The organism is Pseudomonas sp. 20P_3.2_Bac5, from assembly GCF_025466035.1.
Taxonomy (GTDB): domain Bacteria; phylum Pseudomonadota; class Gammaproteobacteria; order Pseudomonadales; family Pseudomonadaceae; genus Aquipseudomonas.
Window position 1 is genome coordinate 23,539 of sequence record NZ_JANLOA010000098.1, and the last position, 14,233, is coordinate 37,771.

Annotated in this window: 13 protein-coding genes; 4 read left to right on the forward strand and 9 right to left on the reverse strand. The window is 64.9% G+C overall.

Translation table 11 applies throughout. The features are described from left to right. Nucleotides 1-82: 82 nt before the first annotated feature. The 9 genes from NTD88_RS17680 to NTD88_RS17720 all read right to left on the reverse strand — a co-directional run bounded on the left by NTD88_RS17680 (nt 83) and on the right by NTD88_RS17720 (nt 10,491). The gene (locus NTD88_RS17680) at nt 83-1,882 is read right to left on the reverse strand and encodes a glycoside hydrolase family 28 protein (RefSeq protein WP_262153508.1); all 1,800 of its coding nucleotides are present in this window, start codon (nt 1,880-1,882) and stop codon (nt 83-85) included. Nucleotides 1,883-1,921: 39 nt separating this feature from the next. Continuing rightward, entirely contained in the window at nt 1,922-2,290 is a 369-nt protein-coding gene (locus NTD88_RS17685; protein ID WP_262153509.1) for a 5-carboxymethyl-2-hydroxymuconate Delta-isomerase, read from the reverse strand. Nucleotides 2,291-2,314: 24 nt separating this feature from the next. Further along, nucleotides 2,315-3,091: an ABC transporter ATP-binding protein gene (locus NTD88_RS17690; RefSeq protein ID WP_095156899.1), complete on the reverse strand. Its 777-nt coding sequence runs from the start codon at nt 3,089-3,091 to the stop codon at nt 2,315-2,317. A 10-nt stretch (nt 3,092-3,101) separates the two neighbouring features. Continuing rightward, a complete protein-coding gene (locus tag NTD88_RS17695; RefSeq protein ID WP_095156898.1) occupies nt 3,102-3,941 on the reverse strand; it encodes an ABC transporter ATP-binding protein in 840 nt (279 codons plus the stop codon). Between the two features lie 12 nt (nt 3,942-3,953). Next, entirely contained in the window at nt 3,954-4,868 is a 915-nt protein-coding gene (locus tag NTD88_RS17700; protein WP_095156897.1) for an ABC transporter permease, read from the reverse strand. Nucleotides 4,869-4,902: 34 nt separating this feature from the next. After that, nucleotides 4,903-6,513, reverse strand: a complete 1,611-nt coding sequence (locus NTD88_RS17705) for an ABC transporter substrate-binding protein (protein WP_095156896.1) — start codon at nt 6,511-6,513, stop codon at nt 4,903-4,905. Nucleotides 6,514-6,557: 44 nt separating this feature from the next. Continuing rightward, a complete protein-coding gene (locus NTD88_RS17710; RefSeq protein ID WP_095156895.1) occupies nt 6,558-7,595 on the reverse strand; it encodes an ABC transporter permease in 1,038 nt (345 codons plus the stop codon). 59 nt (nt 7,596-7,654) lie between these two features. Beyond that, the gene (locus NTD88_RS17715; RefSeq protein ID WP_262153510.1) at nt 7,655-9,265 is read right to left on the reverse strand and encodes an ABC transporter substrate-binding protein; all 1,611 of its coding nucleotides are present in this window, start codon (nt 9,263-9,265) and stop codon (nt 7,655-7,657) included. Between the two features lie 71 nt (nt 9,266-9,336). Beyond that, entirely contained in the window at nt 9,337-10,491 is a 1,155-nt protein-coding gene (locus NTD88_RS17720) for a mandelate racemase family protein (RefSeq protein WP_262153511.1), read from the reverse strand. Nucleotides 10,492-10,847: 356 nt separating this feature from the next. Between NTD88_RS17720 and NTD88_RS17725 the strand changes: the two genes are divergently transcribed. The 4 genes from NTD88_RS17725 to NTD88_RS17740 all read left to right on the forward strand — a co-directional run. After that, nucleotides 10,848-11,576: an oligogalacturonate-specific porin KdgM family protein gene (locus tag NTD88_RS17725; RefSeq protein ID WP_095156892.1), complete on the forward strand. Its 729-nt coding sequence runs from the start codon at nt 10,848-10,850 to the stop codon at nt 11,574-11,576. 51 nt (nt 11,577-11,627) lie between these two features. After that, nucleotides 11,628-12,437, forward strand: a complete 810-nt coding sequence (locus NTD88_RS17730; protein ID WP_262153512.1) for an NAD-dependent epimerase/dehydratase family protein — start codon at nt 11,628-11,630, stop codon at nt 12,435-12,437. Nucleotides 12,438-12,449: 12 nt separating this feature from the next. After that, nucleotides 12,450-13,328: an SMP-30/gluconolactonase/LRE family protein gene (locus tag NTD88_RS17735; protein ID WP_262153513.1), complete on the forward strand. Its 879-nt coding sequence runs from the start codon at nt 12,450-12,452 to the stop codon at nt 13,326-13,328. After that, on the forward strand, nt 13,321-14,233 hold a 913-nt coding region (locus NTD88_RS17740), incomplete at its 3' end, for an aldose 1-epimerase (protein WP_262153514.1). The genes NTD88_RS17735 and NTD88_RS17740, both read left to right, overlap by 8 nt.

The following is a 14,233-nucleotide window of genomic DNA, read 5'->3' on the forward strand; positions in this document are numbered from 1 at the left end:
AGGTGTGACAACTACGGGCGACGCTGACGAAAAACGGCCGTGCGAGGTCAATCGCACGGCCTGTACTTGAGACTGTTGACGCTCAGCGCGGTTCAGGCGCCGGCTCGACCTGGCTGAATTCCAGCCCTTCGGCCTTGCCCAGTTGCCAAGGGTTGCCACTGCCATGACCGATGAAGCTCACGCTGTCGAAACGCGAGTCCTTGAGGCCGTCGATCTTCGCCACCGCGGGGCCACTGAAGCGCACGCGCTCGAAGCTCAGGCCCTTGTGCCAGGCGTTCAAGTTGCCGTCACCCTTGACCTCGATCGCCGCGGCGCCGGCGTTTTCCACCGTCACATCGCTGATCCGCACGTCGCGGAATTGCCCTGGCACCGTCGAGCGACGGTAGTCGAGCTTGGCGTTGGGGTCGTTGTAGTCGAGGGTGAAGATAAAGCCCTGCTTGACGCTGTTGCGGATCGCCGAGTCGCGGAACACCACGTTGCGCGCGCCGCCGCCCATGAAGTTGGTGCTCTTCATGCGTAAGCCGACATCGGTGCCGTCGGAGACGTTGTCCTCGGCGAGGATGTTCTGGATCCAGGCGCCGGTATGGCTGCCGGCGACCACCATGCCGTGACCGCGACGGAAGTAGTTGTTGAAGATCCACGCATCTTCCTGAGGCTTCTGCTTCACCGCGTCGGCGCCGGTGCCGGCGGCGAAGTTCACGCAGTCGTCGCCGGTGTCGAAGAAGTTGTTGAAGACCATGGCACCGCGGCTGTTGGCGAACTCGATGCCGTCGCCGTTGTTGGCGTCGTAGGTCAGGTGGCGGGTGTTGGCCAGCACCACGTTCTCGGTTTCCAGGTTCATGATGCCGTGGAACGCCGGGTTGCGAACGGTGAAGCCGCCGTAGAAAACGTTCTTCACATTGCGCAGGGTGATCAGCGACGAGCGCATCTGTCCGTAGGCGTCCTTGACCGGCATGCCGCGGGCCACCGCCTGTTCCACCTGGGTCTTGGCGAGGATGCCGTCGGTCATGTAGCGGGTGTTGTCGCTGGCCTGGTAGTTGGGCAGCGCCTGCCCGCGTTGGTCGAGGGTGTCGGCCTGGCGTTTCCAGCCGTTGCCGTCGAGGGTGCCCTTGCCGGTGATGCGGATGTTCTCGAATGCCTGGTGCTGGTTCGGGTCGCGGGGCAAGGCGTTGAGCAAGGACGCCGGGCGCACGGTGCTGGAATACGGGTACTGGATGTAGCCGGCCAGCGGATAGTCTTCGGCCCGCTCGGAGCCGAGCAAGGTCGCGCCTTCGGCCAGCTCCAGGGTCATGTTGCTCTTCAGGTACAGCGCGCCGCTTTTGTAGGTGCCGGCCGGCAGCAGCACCTTGCAGCCCGTGGTGCAGGCGTCGATGGCGCGTTGCAGGGCCTGGGTGTCGACGCTCTGGCCATCGCCCTTGGCGCCGTAGCGGCGCACATCGAAGACCGCGGGCAGCGGCGTGGTGCGTTGCACCAGCACCGGGCTGTCCGCCGACTCCTTACCGTCGCTGCCCACGGCACGCACGGTGAAGCGGTATTCGCTGTCCGCGGTCAGGTCATCGGCGGTGAAGCTGTGGATACCGATGCGGTGATGGAAGCCCGCGGTGTCCTGCTCGTAGAAGCGGTCGATGTACGGCTTGGCGGGCGACACCCGGTCGTTGTTGGCGTTGGCGCTGCCGAGCAGCTTGCCGTTGGCGTAGACGTGGTAGTCGACGATGTCGCGGTACTCCGCCGGCTTCTCCCAGACCAGGATGATCTGGCGCTCGTCGTAGGCCAGGGTCGGCACCTGGACCTTGCCCGGCGGTTGCAGGGCCCAGGCCGGCAGGCTCGCGGCAACGGCGACGAGGGCGGCGAGGGAGCGTTTCAGTGCGTGATGTCGTGGCATGTTCTTGTCCTTGTAATTGCCAGGGCGTGACGCGCCGGTTCAGGCCGGCGCGCGTTGCTGTTCGAGATACTGGCGCCGGTTGACGAAGGTCTCGCGGCGCATTTCCTGTACATCCACCGACAGCGCCGCCACGTCCGGCAGCAGCGCCACCAGCACACCGACGCAGGCCGAAGCCAGGGCGCGGCGCTGCTGCTCGTCACGCCCGCTGAGCAGGTACAGGGTGACGTGAACGAACTCCTCGCGACTCTCGCCACAGCGGTAATGCGCGTGGGCGTTGAGCCGCAGCTTGATATCGCCGGGGGCGAACAGCCCATCGGCGTCCACGGCGTCGTGCAAGGCGTCCAGCAGGCGCTGTTCGCCGACCCGCAGGGCCACGCCCCGCGAGCAATCGATCTGACAATGAGGCATGGCGTTTCCTTGAAAGGCGCGGGCTCAGCCGGCCAGCGCGGGGGCGGTGTCCTGACTGAAATCGCGGCTGGCCTGGACCAGCATGCGGGTGTACTCGTGGCTGGCGAGGTCCTGGCTAAGGGCCTGGCTGTCGAGGCGTTCGACGATACGTCCCTGCTGCATCACCGCGACCTTGTCGCACAGGTGGCTGACCACGCCGAGGTCGTGAGTGACCATCAGGTAGGTGAGCTTCTCGCGCTGGCGCAGGTCGGCCAGCAGGTTGAGGATCTCCGCCTGCACCGAGACGTCCAGCGCCGAGGTCGGCTCGTCCAGCAGCAGCACGCGGGGTTCGAGGATCAGCGCCCGGGCGATGGCGACGCGCTGGCGCTGGCCGCCGGAAAGCTGGTGCGGGTAGCGGTAGCGGAAGCTGTCGTTGAGGCCGACCTTGAGCAGGATGTCGTTGATCCGGTCGTCACGGTCGCCGATGCCGTGGATCACCAACGGCTCGCGCAGCGCCGAGTCGATGGTGTGGCGCGGGTGCAGCGAACCGTAGGGGTCCTGGAAGACCATCTGCACCAGCCGGTAATGCTCCTTGGGAATCTTGTGCTGCAAGGCCACGCCGGCGATGCTCAGCTCGCCGCTCCAGTGCCGGTATTGCCCGGCCAGGCAGCGCAGGACGGTGGTCTTGCCCGAGCCGGACTCGCCCACCAGGCCGAAGGATTCGCCGTCGGCGACGCTCAGTTCAACGTCGTGCAGCACCTGGTTGAGGCTCGGGCCGCTGCCGAAGCTCAGGTTCAGCGCGTGTGCTTGGATCATGGACATGACGGGTTCCTCAGCAGGTCAGCCAGCGGGGGTCGCGTTGCAGCACGGGCAGCCGCTCGCGGCGGTTGTCCATGCTCGGCAGCGCCGCCAGCAGGCCACGGGTATAGGGGTGTTCGGCGCGGTGCAGGTCACAGGCGGCCAGGGACTCCACTACCCGCCCGGCATACATCACCAGCACCCGGTCGCAGTAGTTGCGCACCAGGTTGAGGTCGTGGCTGACGAAGATCAGCCCCAGTTCCTGCTGCTCCACCAGCTCTTCCAGCACGCTGAGCACCTGCTGGCGCACGGAGACGTCGAGGGCCGAGGTCGGCTCGTCGGCGATCAGCACTTCGGGCCGGGTGATGACCATCATGGCGATCATGATGCGCTGGCCCATGCCGCCGGAGACTTCGTGCGGGTACAGGTTGTAGACCCGCTTGGGGTCGCGGATATGGACCTTTTCGAGCATTTCCATGACCCGTTCGCGGGCTTCCGCGCGGCTGGCCTTGTGGTGCGCGAGGTAGGCTTCGGCGATCTGCTCGCCGACTTTCACCACCGGGTTCAGCGAGTATTTCGGGTCCTGCATGATCATCGACATGCGCTGTCCGCGGACTTGCTGCATGGCTTTTTCGCTGGCCGAGAGCAGGTCCAGGTCGCCGAACTGCAAGGTCTTCGCGGTGATCTTCGCGCTGGCCGGATGCAGCTTCAGCAGGCTGCGCCCGACTGTCGATTTGCCCGAGCCGGACTCACCGACGATGGCCAGCTTTTCCCGCCCCAGGGTGAACGACACATCGCGCACCGCGTGGGTTTCTTTCTTGCCGTTGACGAAGCGGACATTGAGCCCGTCCACCTTGAGTTTGATATCAGACATAGCGGCCTCCGGTTACTCGCTGCGCGGATCGAGAATGTCCCGCAGGCCGTCGCCCAGCAGGTTGAACGCCAGGCTGACGAGCATGATCGCCGCGCCCGGTACTGCCACCAGCCACCAGCACTCGAGCATGTAGCGCCGGCCGGTGGAAATCATCGCGCCCCACTCCGGCAACGGCGCCTGCGCACCCAGGCCGAGGAAGCCGAGGGCGGCGGCGGTGAGGATGATCCCGGCCATGTTCATGGTCAGGCGGATAATCACCGAGGACAGGCACATCGGCACGATATGCTTGAGGATGATGCGGCTGGCCGAGGCGCCTTGCAGTTGCACCGCGACGACGAAGTCGGCCTTGCGCAGCGACAGGGTTTCCGCCCGCGCCAGGCGGGCGATCGGCGGCCACGAGGTCAGCGCGATGGCGACCACCGCATGCTCCAGGCCAGGGCCGAGGGCGGCGATGAAGGCCAGGGCGAGCACCAGGCTGGGGAAGGAAATGAAGATGTCGGTGAGGCGCATGAACACCGTGTCCACCACGCCGCCGAAGTAGCCGGAGACGGTGCCGATGAACAGGCCGATCGGGCCGACGATCACCGTCACCAGACCGATGATGTACAGGGTGATGCGCGAGCCGTAGACCAGCCGGCTGAAGATGTCGCGGCCGTATTCGTCGGTGCCGAACCAGTGCTCCGCACTCGGTGCTTTGAGGGCGTTGGCGAGGTTCTGCACCACCGGGTCGTGGGTGGCGATCAGCGGCGCGAACAACGCCACTACCACCAGCAACAGCGCGACCATCAGGCCGATCAGGGTCATGGGGTTGCGCAGCAGATGGCGCAGCACCCGCAGGCTGCTCTTGTAGAAGGCATCGAGGCTCGAGCCGGGGCTGTCCGGCTGCGCTTTGACGCGGGTTTCGGAAGAAGACATGTTGGCAATCATCGGCATGTTCTCGATTGAAAAAACGGACGCGCGATCAGCGCTGCTTGTAGACGCCCAGGTAACGGGTCGCTTCGGCGTCATCGCCGCTGAAACCCTTGATCTCGGCGCTGCTGACCACGGTGTCGGTCATCTGCGAAATCATCATGATCGGCCCCACCTGCTGGTCGTACAGCGACTGCGCCTGGTGATACAGCGCGACGCGCTTGCCGCTGTCGCGTTCGACGCCGGCCTGGTCGATCAGGGTGTTGAGTTGCGGGCTGAAGAACGAGGCGCGCCAGCCCTGGAAGTTGGGCAGGCCGGCGTCGTCGCTGTTGTTCGGGTTGTAGGCGAAGGTGCGCAGGCTGAAGTACGGGTGCGGGTAACGCTCGGCGCCGCGGGCGACGATGATGTCGAAGTTGCGCGCACGCATGGCGCCGTACACCTGGTTGCCGGTGCCGCTGACGATGCTGGCCTTGATCCCGCCTTCGGCGAGGGTCGCCTGCAGGCGCGCGGCGATGTCGGTGAACGGCGGCTCGGACAGGGTGCGGATGGTGGTGCTGAAACCCTGCGGGTAACCGGCTTCGGCGAGCAGTGTCTTGGCCTTGGCCACGTTCATCGCGTAGCCCGGGTCCGGCAGGCGCGCGGCCAGGCCCAGTTGCATCGGTTGCTGGTTGAGCTTGCCGTAGTACGGCATCACCTGGCGGTCGAGGCCCTGGTAGTCGATCAGGTTGCGCACCGCTTCGCGCACTTTCGGGTCGGCGAATTGCGGCTGTTTCATGCTCAGCGCGACGTAGTACATGGTGCCGCGTTGCAGCGACTGCACTTGCAGGGTGTCGCGGCCGTCGATGGCCTTGATGTCCGGCGCGGCCATGCCGTAGGCCAGGTCGAGGTCGCCGCGTTCGAGCATCAGGCGCAGCGATTGCGATTCGGTCATGTGCCGCACCACCACGCGCTTGAGCTTGGCCGGGCCGCCCCAGTAGCCGTCGAAGCGGGTCATCAGCAGCGAGTCGTTGGCGTTCCAGCGGGTCAGGGTGAACGGGCCGCTGCCGGCCTCGTTGGTCACCAGCCAGTTGGCGCCGAGGTCGCCGTTTTTCTCGTGCTTGAGCGCGGTCTGGCGATCCACCACCACGGCGCTCGGCGAGGTCGCCAGCGAGTCGATCAGCAGCAGCGGATCGGTGGGCTGCGGCAGGTCGATGACCAGGGTATGGGCATCGCTGGCGCGGATCAGCGACTGGATGTTGTCGACGCTGTAGCCGTAGGCCTTCCAGGTGGTGGCCAGACCGTAGTTGAGCTTCATCACCCGGTACAACGACCAGGCCACGTCGTCGGCGGTCAGCGGATTGCCGGAGTGGAACCTGACGTCGTCGCGCAAGGTGAAGGTGATCTGCTTGCCGTCTTCGCTGACGCTCCAGCTTTTCGCCAGTTGCGGCAGGTGCTGTTCGGGGTTGCCGTTGTCGCGCTTGACCAGGGTGTCGTAGAGGTTGGCATTGACCCCGGAAGCGTCCAGGCCGGGGGCGTTGGCCGGGTCGATGGAGAACAGGTTGACCAGGCTCATGCCGACGATCAGTTGGTCGGCCGGGGTCTTGGCCTGCGCGGCGGTGACTGGCGCCAGGGCAAGGATGGCGCCGAACAGGCTGAGGCGCAGTGCGGTGGTGATCGGGTTCATGTGGGCGTCCTTTTTCTTGTAGTTGTTGACAGGGCTGCGGGTATTCACCGGGTCCGTGGGTCGAAGACCTTGTACAGCCCGTCGCTGATCAGGTTCAGGGCGACGAAGATCAGGCCGATGATCAGCACGCACCCCATCACCGCGTTCATGTCACCGAGCATCAGGCTGCTGGTCAGGTACTGGCCGAAGCCGGGCCAGGCGAACACCGTCTCGATCAGCACCGCGCCTTCCAGCAGCGAGCCGTAGGCCAGTGCCACGACCGTCAGCAGTTGCACGAGGATGTTGCGAAACGCGTGGTTCCACACCACCTGGCGGCGCGACAGGCCCTTGACCCGGGCGGTGATGATGTATTCCTGCGAGAGCTGTTCGAGCATGAAGCTGCGGGTCATGCGGCTGATGTAGGCCACCGAGTTCAGGCCGAGGATCAGCGCCGGCAGGACGATGTGCCGCAGCGCGCTGCTGAAGGCTTCCCAGTCGCCGGCCAGGGCGCTGTCGATCAACAACAAGCCGGTGGTTTCCGGGACCAGGCCGTCGTAGGCGAGGTCGATGCGCCCTGCCCCGCCGGCCCAGCCGAGCATGGCGTAGAACACCAGCAGGCCCATCATGCCGAGCCAGAAGATCGGCGTTGAGTAACCGAACAAGGTGATCATCCGCGCCACATGGTCGCCCCAGCGACCCTGGTTGCTGGCGGCGAAAACACCCAGCGGCAGGCCGATCACCACACCGAAGAGAATCGCCAGGGTGGCCAGTTCGATGGTCGCCGGGAACACCCGGCGGATGTCGTCCAGCACCGGGTGGCCGGTCAGCAGCGCGTTGCCGAAATCGCCGTGCAGCAGGTCATTGAGGTACAGGCCGAACTGGGTCCAGATCGGCTTGTCCAGGCCCATTGCGCGGTACACCTGTTCGTAGGTGGAGCTGTCGGCGTCCGGGCCGACGACCGCCAGCACGGGGTCCAGCGGCATTACCCGGCCAATGAAGAAAGTCATGGCCAGCAGGCCCAGCAAAGTCACGAGGACCGTACTGGCCCGGCGGGCGGTGCCGGACACGCGGGTGCCCAGCACGGAGGCAGTCGAAACGAACATAACGGGCTCCAGAAGAGTGATCGCTCAGGCGCTGGCGCGGGCCTCGCGGCCCGGCCGGCTCAGCGCGCCTTGTAGACGTCTTTGTATCGGGTGGTGGCAGCGGTATGACCCTGGTAGTTCTGCACGTCGTGGTACAGGACTACCGTGTCGGTCATCTGCGACACCGGCAGGATCGCGCCGACCTGCTCGTCCAGGCGCTGCTGGATCTGCTGGTACTGGGCCAGTTGCTTGGCGTGGTCCGGCTCGACTTCGGCGGTCTCGATCAGGCTGTTCAGCTCGGGGCTGAAGAACGAGGTGCGCCAGCCCTGGAAGTTGCTCAGGCGGGCTTCGTCGCGGTTGTCCGGGTTGTACACCAGGGTGCGCAGGCTCGAATGCGGATGACGCTCGGCCCCGCCGCCACCACGCCCGACGAGGATGTCGAAGCTGCGTTCACGCATGGCGCCGTAGATCTGGTTGCCGGTGCCGGTGATGATGCTGGCCTGAATGCCGGCCTGGGCGAGGGTCGCCTGCAGGCTGGAAGCGATGTTGATGAAGGGCGGCTCGGTGAGCACGCGGATGGTGGTCTTGAAGCCGTTGGGGTAGCCGGCCTCGGTGAGCAGTTTCTTCGCCTCGGCGACGTTCAGGGTGTAGCCCGGATCGTCCAGGCGCGCTTCCAGACCGAGCGGCAACGGACGCTGGTTGAGCTGGCCGTAGTGCGGCATGACGGTCTGGTTGATGCCTTGATAGTCGATCAGCGAACGCACGGCCTTGCGCACCCGGGCGTCTTCGAACGGCTTGGATTTCACGCTCAGCGCGACGTAGTAGAGGGTGCCGCGCTGTACGGTCTGGGCGCGGACCTTGTCGTCATGGGACAGCGCTTCGATGTCTGGCGCGGCCATGCCTTTGGCCAGGTCGAGGTCACCACGGGCGACCATCAGGCGCAGCGACTGCGACTCGGTCATGTTGCGCATGACGATGCGCTTGAGCTTGGCCGGGCCATCCCAGTAACCGTCGAAACGGGTCATCAGGATCACGTCGTTGGCGCGCCAGTCATTGAGGATGAACGGGCCGCTGCCGGCGGCGTGGGTGGTCAGCCAGGCGGCGCCCAGGTCGCCGTTCTTCTCGTGCTTGAGCACGGCCTGGCGATCGAGGATGAAAGCACTCGGCGAGGTGGCGAGGGTGTTGAGCACCAGTTGCGGGTCGGTGGGCCGCTGCAACTCGACGACGAAGGTATTCGGACCATCCGCGCGCAGGCTGCGCTCGGCGTTCTCGGCGCTGAAGCCGTAGGCTTTCCAGGTCGAGGCCAGGGCCAGGTTGAGCTTGAGCACACGCTGCAGCGACCAGGCAACATCGTCGGCGCTCAGCGAATTGCCGGACTGGAACTTGACCCCGTCCCGCAGCTTGAAGGTAATCGTGCGGCGGTCATCGCTGACCTGCCAGCTTTCGGCGAGGGCCGGAACCAGTTGATCGGGTTGTTTGACGTCCTGCACCAGCAGCATGTCGTAGAGGTTGGCGTTGACCTCCGAGACATCCAGCCCGGTGGCGGCGGCCGGGTCGAGGGACAGCAGGTTGATCATGCTCATGCCGACGATCAGTTGGTCGGCGGGGGTTTTCGCGTGGACGGTGGTGAGCGGCGCCAGCGTCAACGACGCAGCGAACAGCCCGGCAAACAGGAGTGGAAATCGACGCATGTGAGAAGACCTTTGTTGTAGTTATTCGCATCTCGAACGGCACGGCATCGAGGCCGTACCGCGGGCACAGGTCAGTACTGCTGCAGGGTGTGGGTCTCGATGTAGTCGAAGTTGATGTCCTCGCCCAGGCCAGGCAGGTCGGACAGGTGGACGAAGCCGTCGCTGTCCATCGGGTCGACCAGGCGATTGAGGTAGGCCGGCACCTCGTCGTAGTCGAGGAACGGGTGCAGCAGGCCGCGCTCGTACCAGGTGCAGTTCTTGATCGCGCCGACCACCGCGAGGTTGGCCGCGCCGTTGCCGTGGACTTCGCAATCCATGCCGAAGGACTCGGCCAGGTGCGCCACTTTCAGGCAGGCGCCGATGCCGCCGACCCCGGCGACGCCGGCACGGAGGATGTCGCAGACGTCGTTCTTCACCCAACTGGCGCGGCTCATGTATTTGCCGGCGAGGGTTTCCGGGCCGAGCACCGGGATGTCCAGGTTGGCCGCAAGCCAGGCATAGGACTCGGCGGACTCTTCCATCATCGGTTCTTCGAACCAGGCGAAGTTGAGCTTCTCCAGCTCGCGACCGATGTACAGCGCGTCGGTGCGGTTGTACCAGTGGTAGCCGTCGAGCATCAGCGCGATGTCCGGGCCGACCGCTTCACGCACGGCGGCGCAGGCCTTGACGTCGATGCGCGGGCTTGGCGCGAAGGACACCGGCGGCATCCAGGTGTGCAGTTTGATCGCCTTGTAGCCGCGTTTGACCAGGGTTTCGGCGAAGCGGCCGTAGTCGTCCGGGGTCGCCAGGCCGCCTTCGAGTTCGTCACCGCACATGGTCGAACCGTAGGCCGGGACCTTGTCACGGAAACCACCGGCCAGCTTGTGCACCGGGATATTCAGCTTGCGCCCGGCCCAGTCCCACAGCGCCTGCTCCACCAACGCCAGGGAACGGTCGGTCAACTGACTGGCGCTGCCGCGCTGCCAGTGGGCCAGGTCTTGCCAGAGGCGTTCGCGGTCGAAGGCGTTCTGCCCGACCAGCACTTTGCGCACGAAACCATCAAGCAGATAAGGACGCAGCAACTCGGGAGGGCCAAAGGCGTAGCCCTCGGTGCCGTCTTCGGTACGGATGCGCAGCAGGGCCATGCGGGCCTGGGTGACGTCACCTGGGTGAGCATGCCCGGCGCTGTCTACCGAGCGGCGGGTCGGGTAGGAAAAAACCTGCACATTGACTGATGTAATTCTCATGGACGTCGTATGCCTTTCTTCTTGGAATTGTGTCTGGAGTAACGTTGTGAGGCCGATCATACGTCATCGTATAACAATTGCAACCCCTCAATGTCGTCCCCTTTTCGCCTCCTTTTAACCTGCTGATTCCCCTTCAAAACCTGGCCGAAACAGCATTTTTGTGACTGTAAAGAAAGTAAATTCCTTTATGTTTCAATAACATGAAAAAAACATACGACCTTGGTGCTGGCGACCATAGACAGTCGTCGCTGTTGTACGATAACGTATATTCCAACAACCACTGAGGACCCCGCGCCGTTTAACACCCGAACTGCCAGACATCGCCCCTACCCAACAAAAACAAAAAAGTAGATCGCATGAAAACCACTCACAGCTTGTTTATTGCGTTGACCACCCTCGCCCTGTCGATCAACGCCTACGCCGACTCCGCCAGCATCAACTACCGCCACCAGTACACCGACGACGACCGCCAGCACGCCGATCGGGTCAAGCTCGGCTATCGCATGGACAGCGGCCTGGGTTTCGAAGCCGAGATCAAGTACCGCACCGCCGGCGACCGCAAAGATGTTGCCTACGACAACATCATCAACAACGGCCACGAGTTGACCGTCAGCTACAACTACAAGCTCAGCCCCAAGTCCACGCTGACCCCTGCCTTTCAGATGGACAGTTCCAAGGACAGCACCACCTACAAGTTCGGCCTGAAGTACAACTACAAGATCGACGATCAGTGGTACGTCGCCGCCCGCTACCGCTATGACGCCAAGCGCCTGGATCGCGACCAGATCAACGAGGACGTGGACGACCGCGGCAAGAACAACCAGAACACCAACCGTTTCGAAGGCTGGCTGGGCTACACGCCGACCGGCAGCAAACTGGCCTACGAGTACCAGTACATTCACTTCCTGACGGACTACATCCGCTACGACGACAAGAAGAGCGACTACGAGCAGAACCTGATCATCAAGTACAAGCTGACCAAGCAATGGCAGCCGTTCATGGAAATCGGTGATATCAAGGTCAACTCCACCACCGATGATCGCCAGGCCCGCTGGCGCCTGGGCATCCAGTACAACTTCATGTAAGCCAAGGCCGCGCGAGCGGCCTCCCCCCTTCCCTGCCTTTCGAGGAATCCCATGACAGCGAGCAAACCCTTCAAGCGCATCCTCCTCACCGGCGCGGCCGGCGGCCTGGGCCAGGTGCTGCGGCAAAGCCTGCAAGCCCACGCCGAGGTCGTTCGTCTTTCCGATATCAGTGCCATGGCCGCGGCCGAAGGCAGCCATGAAGAAGTGCGTCCCTGCGACCTGGCCGACAAGGACGGCGTGCTGGCCCTGGTAGAAGGCGTCGATGCCATCGTGCACCTGGGCGGTGTGTCCGTGGAGCGGCCGTTCGAGGAGATTCTCGAGGCCAACATCCGCGGCACCTTCCACATCTATGAAGCCGCGCGCATCCACGGCATCCGCCGGGTGGTGTTCGCCAGCTCCAACCACGTCACCGGCTTCCACTCGCCGCAGGACCGCCTCGACGCCCGCTCCGAGCGCCGCCCGGACGGTTACTACGGCTTGTCCAAGTCCTATGGCGAAGACCTGGCGACTTTCTATTTCCATCGCTATGGCATCGAGACGGTCAGCCTGCGCATCGGCTCGTCGTTCCCTGAACCGCGCAACCTGCGCATGCTCAGCACCTGGCTGAGTTATTCGGACCTCGGGCATCTGGTGGAACGCGCGCTGCTCAGTGCGGACGTCGGCCACACCGTGGTCTATGGCGTATCCGCCAACCGCGACACCTGGTGGGACAACCGCTACGCCGCGCACCTGGACTTCGTGCCGAAGGACAGCTCCGAGCGCTTCCGCCCACAAATGGAAGCCCAGCCCAAACCCGCCGCCGACTCGCCGGAAGCCCGCTATCAGGGCGGCGCGTTTACCGCCGCCGGCCCGTTCGAGTGAGGGAGCATGACCATGACTGCTGAATTGATTGTCGATGCGCGCAACGGCGTGGGTGAAAGCCCGGTGTGGGTCGCCAGCGAGCAGGCGCTGTACTGGGTCGATATCCCCAGCGGCTGCCTGCAGCGCTGGCGCCTCGACGGCACGCTGGACAGTTGGCGGGGCGACGAGATGCTCGGCTGCGTCGCACCGCTCGCCAACGGCAGTTGGCTGGCGGCGCGGGAAAGCGGTCTGTTCCGCCTGCGCGCCGATGACCACGGTCGGCTGCTCGGCGAGTCGGTGGCCGAGGTCGACCACGCCCGCACCGGGATGCGCTTCAACGACGGGCGCTGCGACCGCCAAGGCCGCTTCTGGGCCGGCACCATGCAGATGAACATGGGCAGCGAAGCGGTGGGCAAACTCTACCGCTACACCACCCGCGACGGCCTGGTGCCGCAACTGGACGGTCTGCTGGTGCCCAACGGCCTGGCCTTCAGCCCCGACGGCAAGACCATGTACCTGTCCGACTCCCACGCCAGCGTGCAACTGATCTGGGCCTTCGATTACGACACCGACAGCGGCACCGCCCACAACCGTCGGGTCTTCGTCGACATGAACGCCCATCCCGGTCGCCCGGACGGCGCCGCGGTGGACGCCGACGGCTGCTACTGGACCTGCGCCAACGACGCCGGCCTGGTGCTGCGCTTCACCCCCGAGGGCAAGCTCGACCGCAGCCTGCCGCTGCCGGTGAAGAAACCGGCGATGTGCGCGTTCGGTGGCCCGGGCCTGGACACCCTGTTCGTCACCTCGATCCGGCCGCAAGGCGTGGACCTCAGCGACCAACCGCTGGCAGGCGGCCTGTTCGCCCTGAACGTCGGGGTGAAGGGCCTGGAAGAGCCGTCGTTCAATGGCTGAACCGGAACTGCTGGTATTGGAAGACCGGCTCACCCGCCTGCTGTTGGCGCCAGGGCTGGGCGGTAGCCTGGTGGACTGGCGCCGCCGCGCCGACAGCCAGCCGCTGCTGCGTCCGGGCAATTTGCAGGCACGGCCACTGACGGCGCGGCAGCAGGCCAGCTTCCCGTTGGTGCCCTGGTCCAACCGCATTGCCGGTGGTGGTTTCGAAGCGCCCGACGGCTGGTTCGAACTGCCGCCTAATACGCCCGACTCGCCGCTGGCGGTGCACGGCAGCGCCTGGCAACAGCCGTGGGAAATCCTCGCGCACAGCGCCGACACGGTGCTGCTGCGCCTGGAAAGCGCGACGCCCTTCGCCTACCGCGCCGAGCAGCGCATTCATCTGGCCGACGGCTGCCTGACTCTGGAACTGAAAGTCACCCACCTCGACCCGCGTCCGCTGTGGCATGGGCTCGGCCTCCACCCGTTCTTCCCGCGCACGGCGGCCACCCAGGTCCAGGCGCGGGCCGCTGGTGTGTGGTTGTGCGACGGGCAGCAGTTATCCACAGAACACCGCGCGGTGCCGGAGGAATGGAATCTGGAGAACGCGGCGGAGCTGCCGGCGGGGAAAGTCGATCACTGCTTTACCGGATGGGACGGCCGCTGCCGGATCCTGCAAGCCGACGCGGACTACTGGCTCGACTGCCAGGCCGAGGGTTTCGATCACTACCTGCTGTATTGCCCGCCGGGGCAGACGTTCTTCTGTTTCGAGCCGGTGAGTCATCCGGTCAATGCTCATCACCTGCCGGGAAGGCCGGGGCTGGTGCTGTTGCAGGCGGGGCAGTCGGTCAGCGGGCGCTGGCGGATGGCTTATCGGTCAGCGCCCCTTCGCGAGCAAGCTCGCTCCTACAGAACGAGTTACACCGTAT

Coding starts and splice junctions, on each gene's coding strand:
- NTD88_RS17680 (WP_262153508.1), bottom strand. CDS start 1,882: ATGCCACGACATCACGCACTGAAACGCTCCCTCGCCGCCCTCGTCGCC.
- NTD88_RS17685 (WP_262153509.1), bottom strand. CDS start 2,290: ATGCCTCATTGTCAGATCGATTGCTCGCGGGGCGTGGCCCTGCGGGTC.
- NTD88_RS17690 (WP_095156899.1), bottom strand. CDS start 3,091: ATGTCCATGATCCAAGCACACGCGCTGAACCTGAGCTTCGGCAGCGGC.
- NTD88_RS17695 (WP_095156898.1), bottom strand. CDS start 3,941: ATGTCTGATATCAAACTCAAGGTGGACGGGCTCAATGTCCGCTTCGTC.
- NTD88_RS17700 (WP_095156897.1), bottom strand. CDS start 4,868: ATGATTGCCAACATGTCTTCTTCCGAAACCCGCGTCAAAGCGCAGCCG.
- NTD88_RS17705 (WP_095156896.1), bottom strand. CDS start 6,513: ATGAACCCGATCACCACCGCACTGCGCCTCAGCCTGTTCGGCGCCATC.
- NTD88_RS17710 (WP_095156895.1), bottom strand. CDS start 7,595: ATGTTCGTTTCGACTGCCTCCGTGCTGGGCACCCGCGTGTCCGGCACC.
- NTD88_RS17715 (WP_262153510.1), bottom strand. CDS start 9,265: ATGCGTCGATTTCCACTCCTGTTTGCCGGGCTGTTCGCTGCGTCGTTG.
- NTD88_RS17720 (WP_262153511.1), bottom strand. CDS start 10,491: ATGAGAATTACATCAGTCAATGTGCAGGTTTTTTCCTACCCGACCCGC.
- NTD88_RS17725 (WP_095156892.1), top strand. CDS start 10,848: ATGAAAACCACTCACAGCTTGTTTATTGCGTTGACCACCCTCGCCCTG.
- NTD88_RS17730 (WP_262153512.1), top strand. CDS start 11,628: ATGACAGCGAGCAAACCCTTCAAGCGCATCCTCCTCACCGGCGCGGCC.
- NTD88_RS17735 (WP_262153513.1), top strand. CDS start 12,450: ATGACTGCTGAATTGATTGTCGATGCGCGCAACGGCGTGGGTGAAAGC.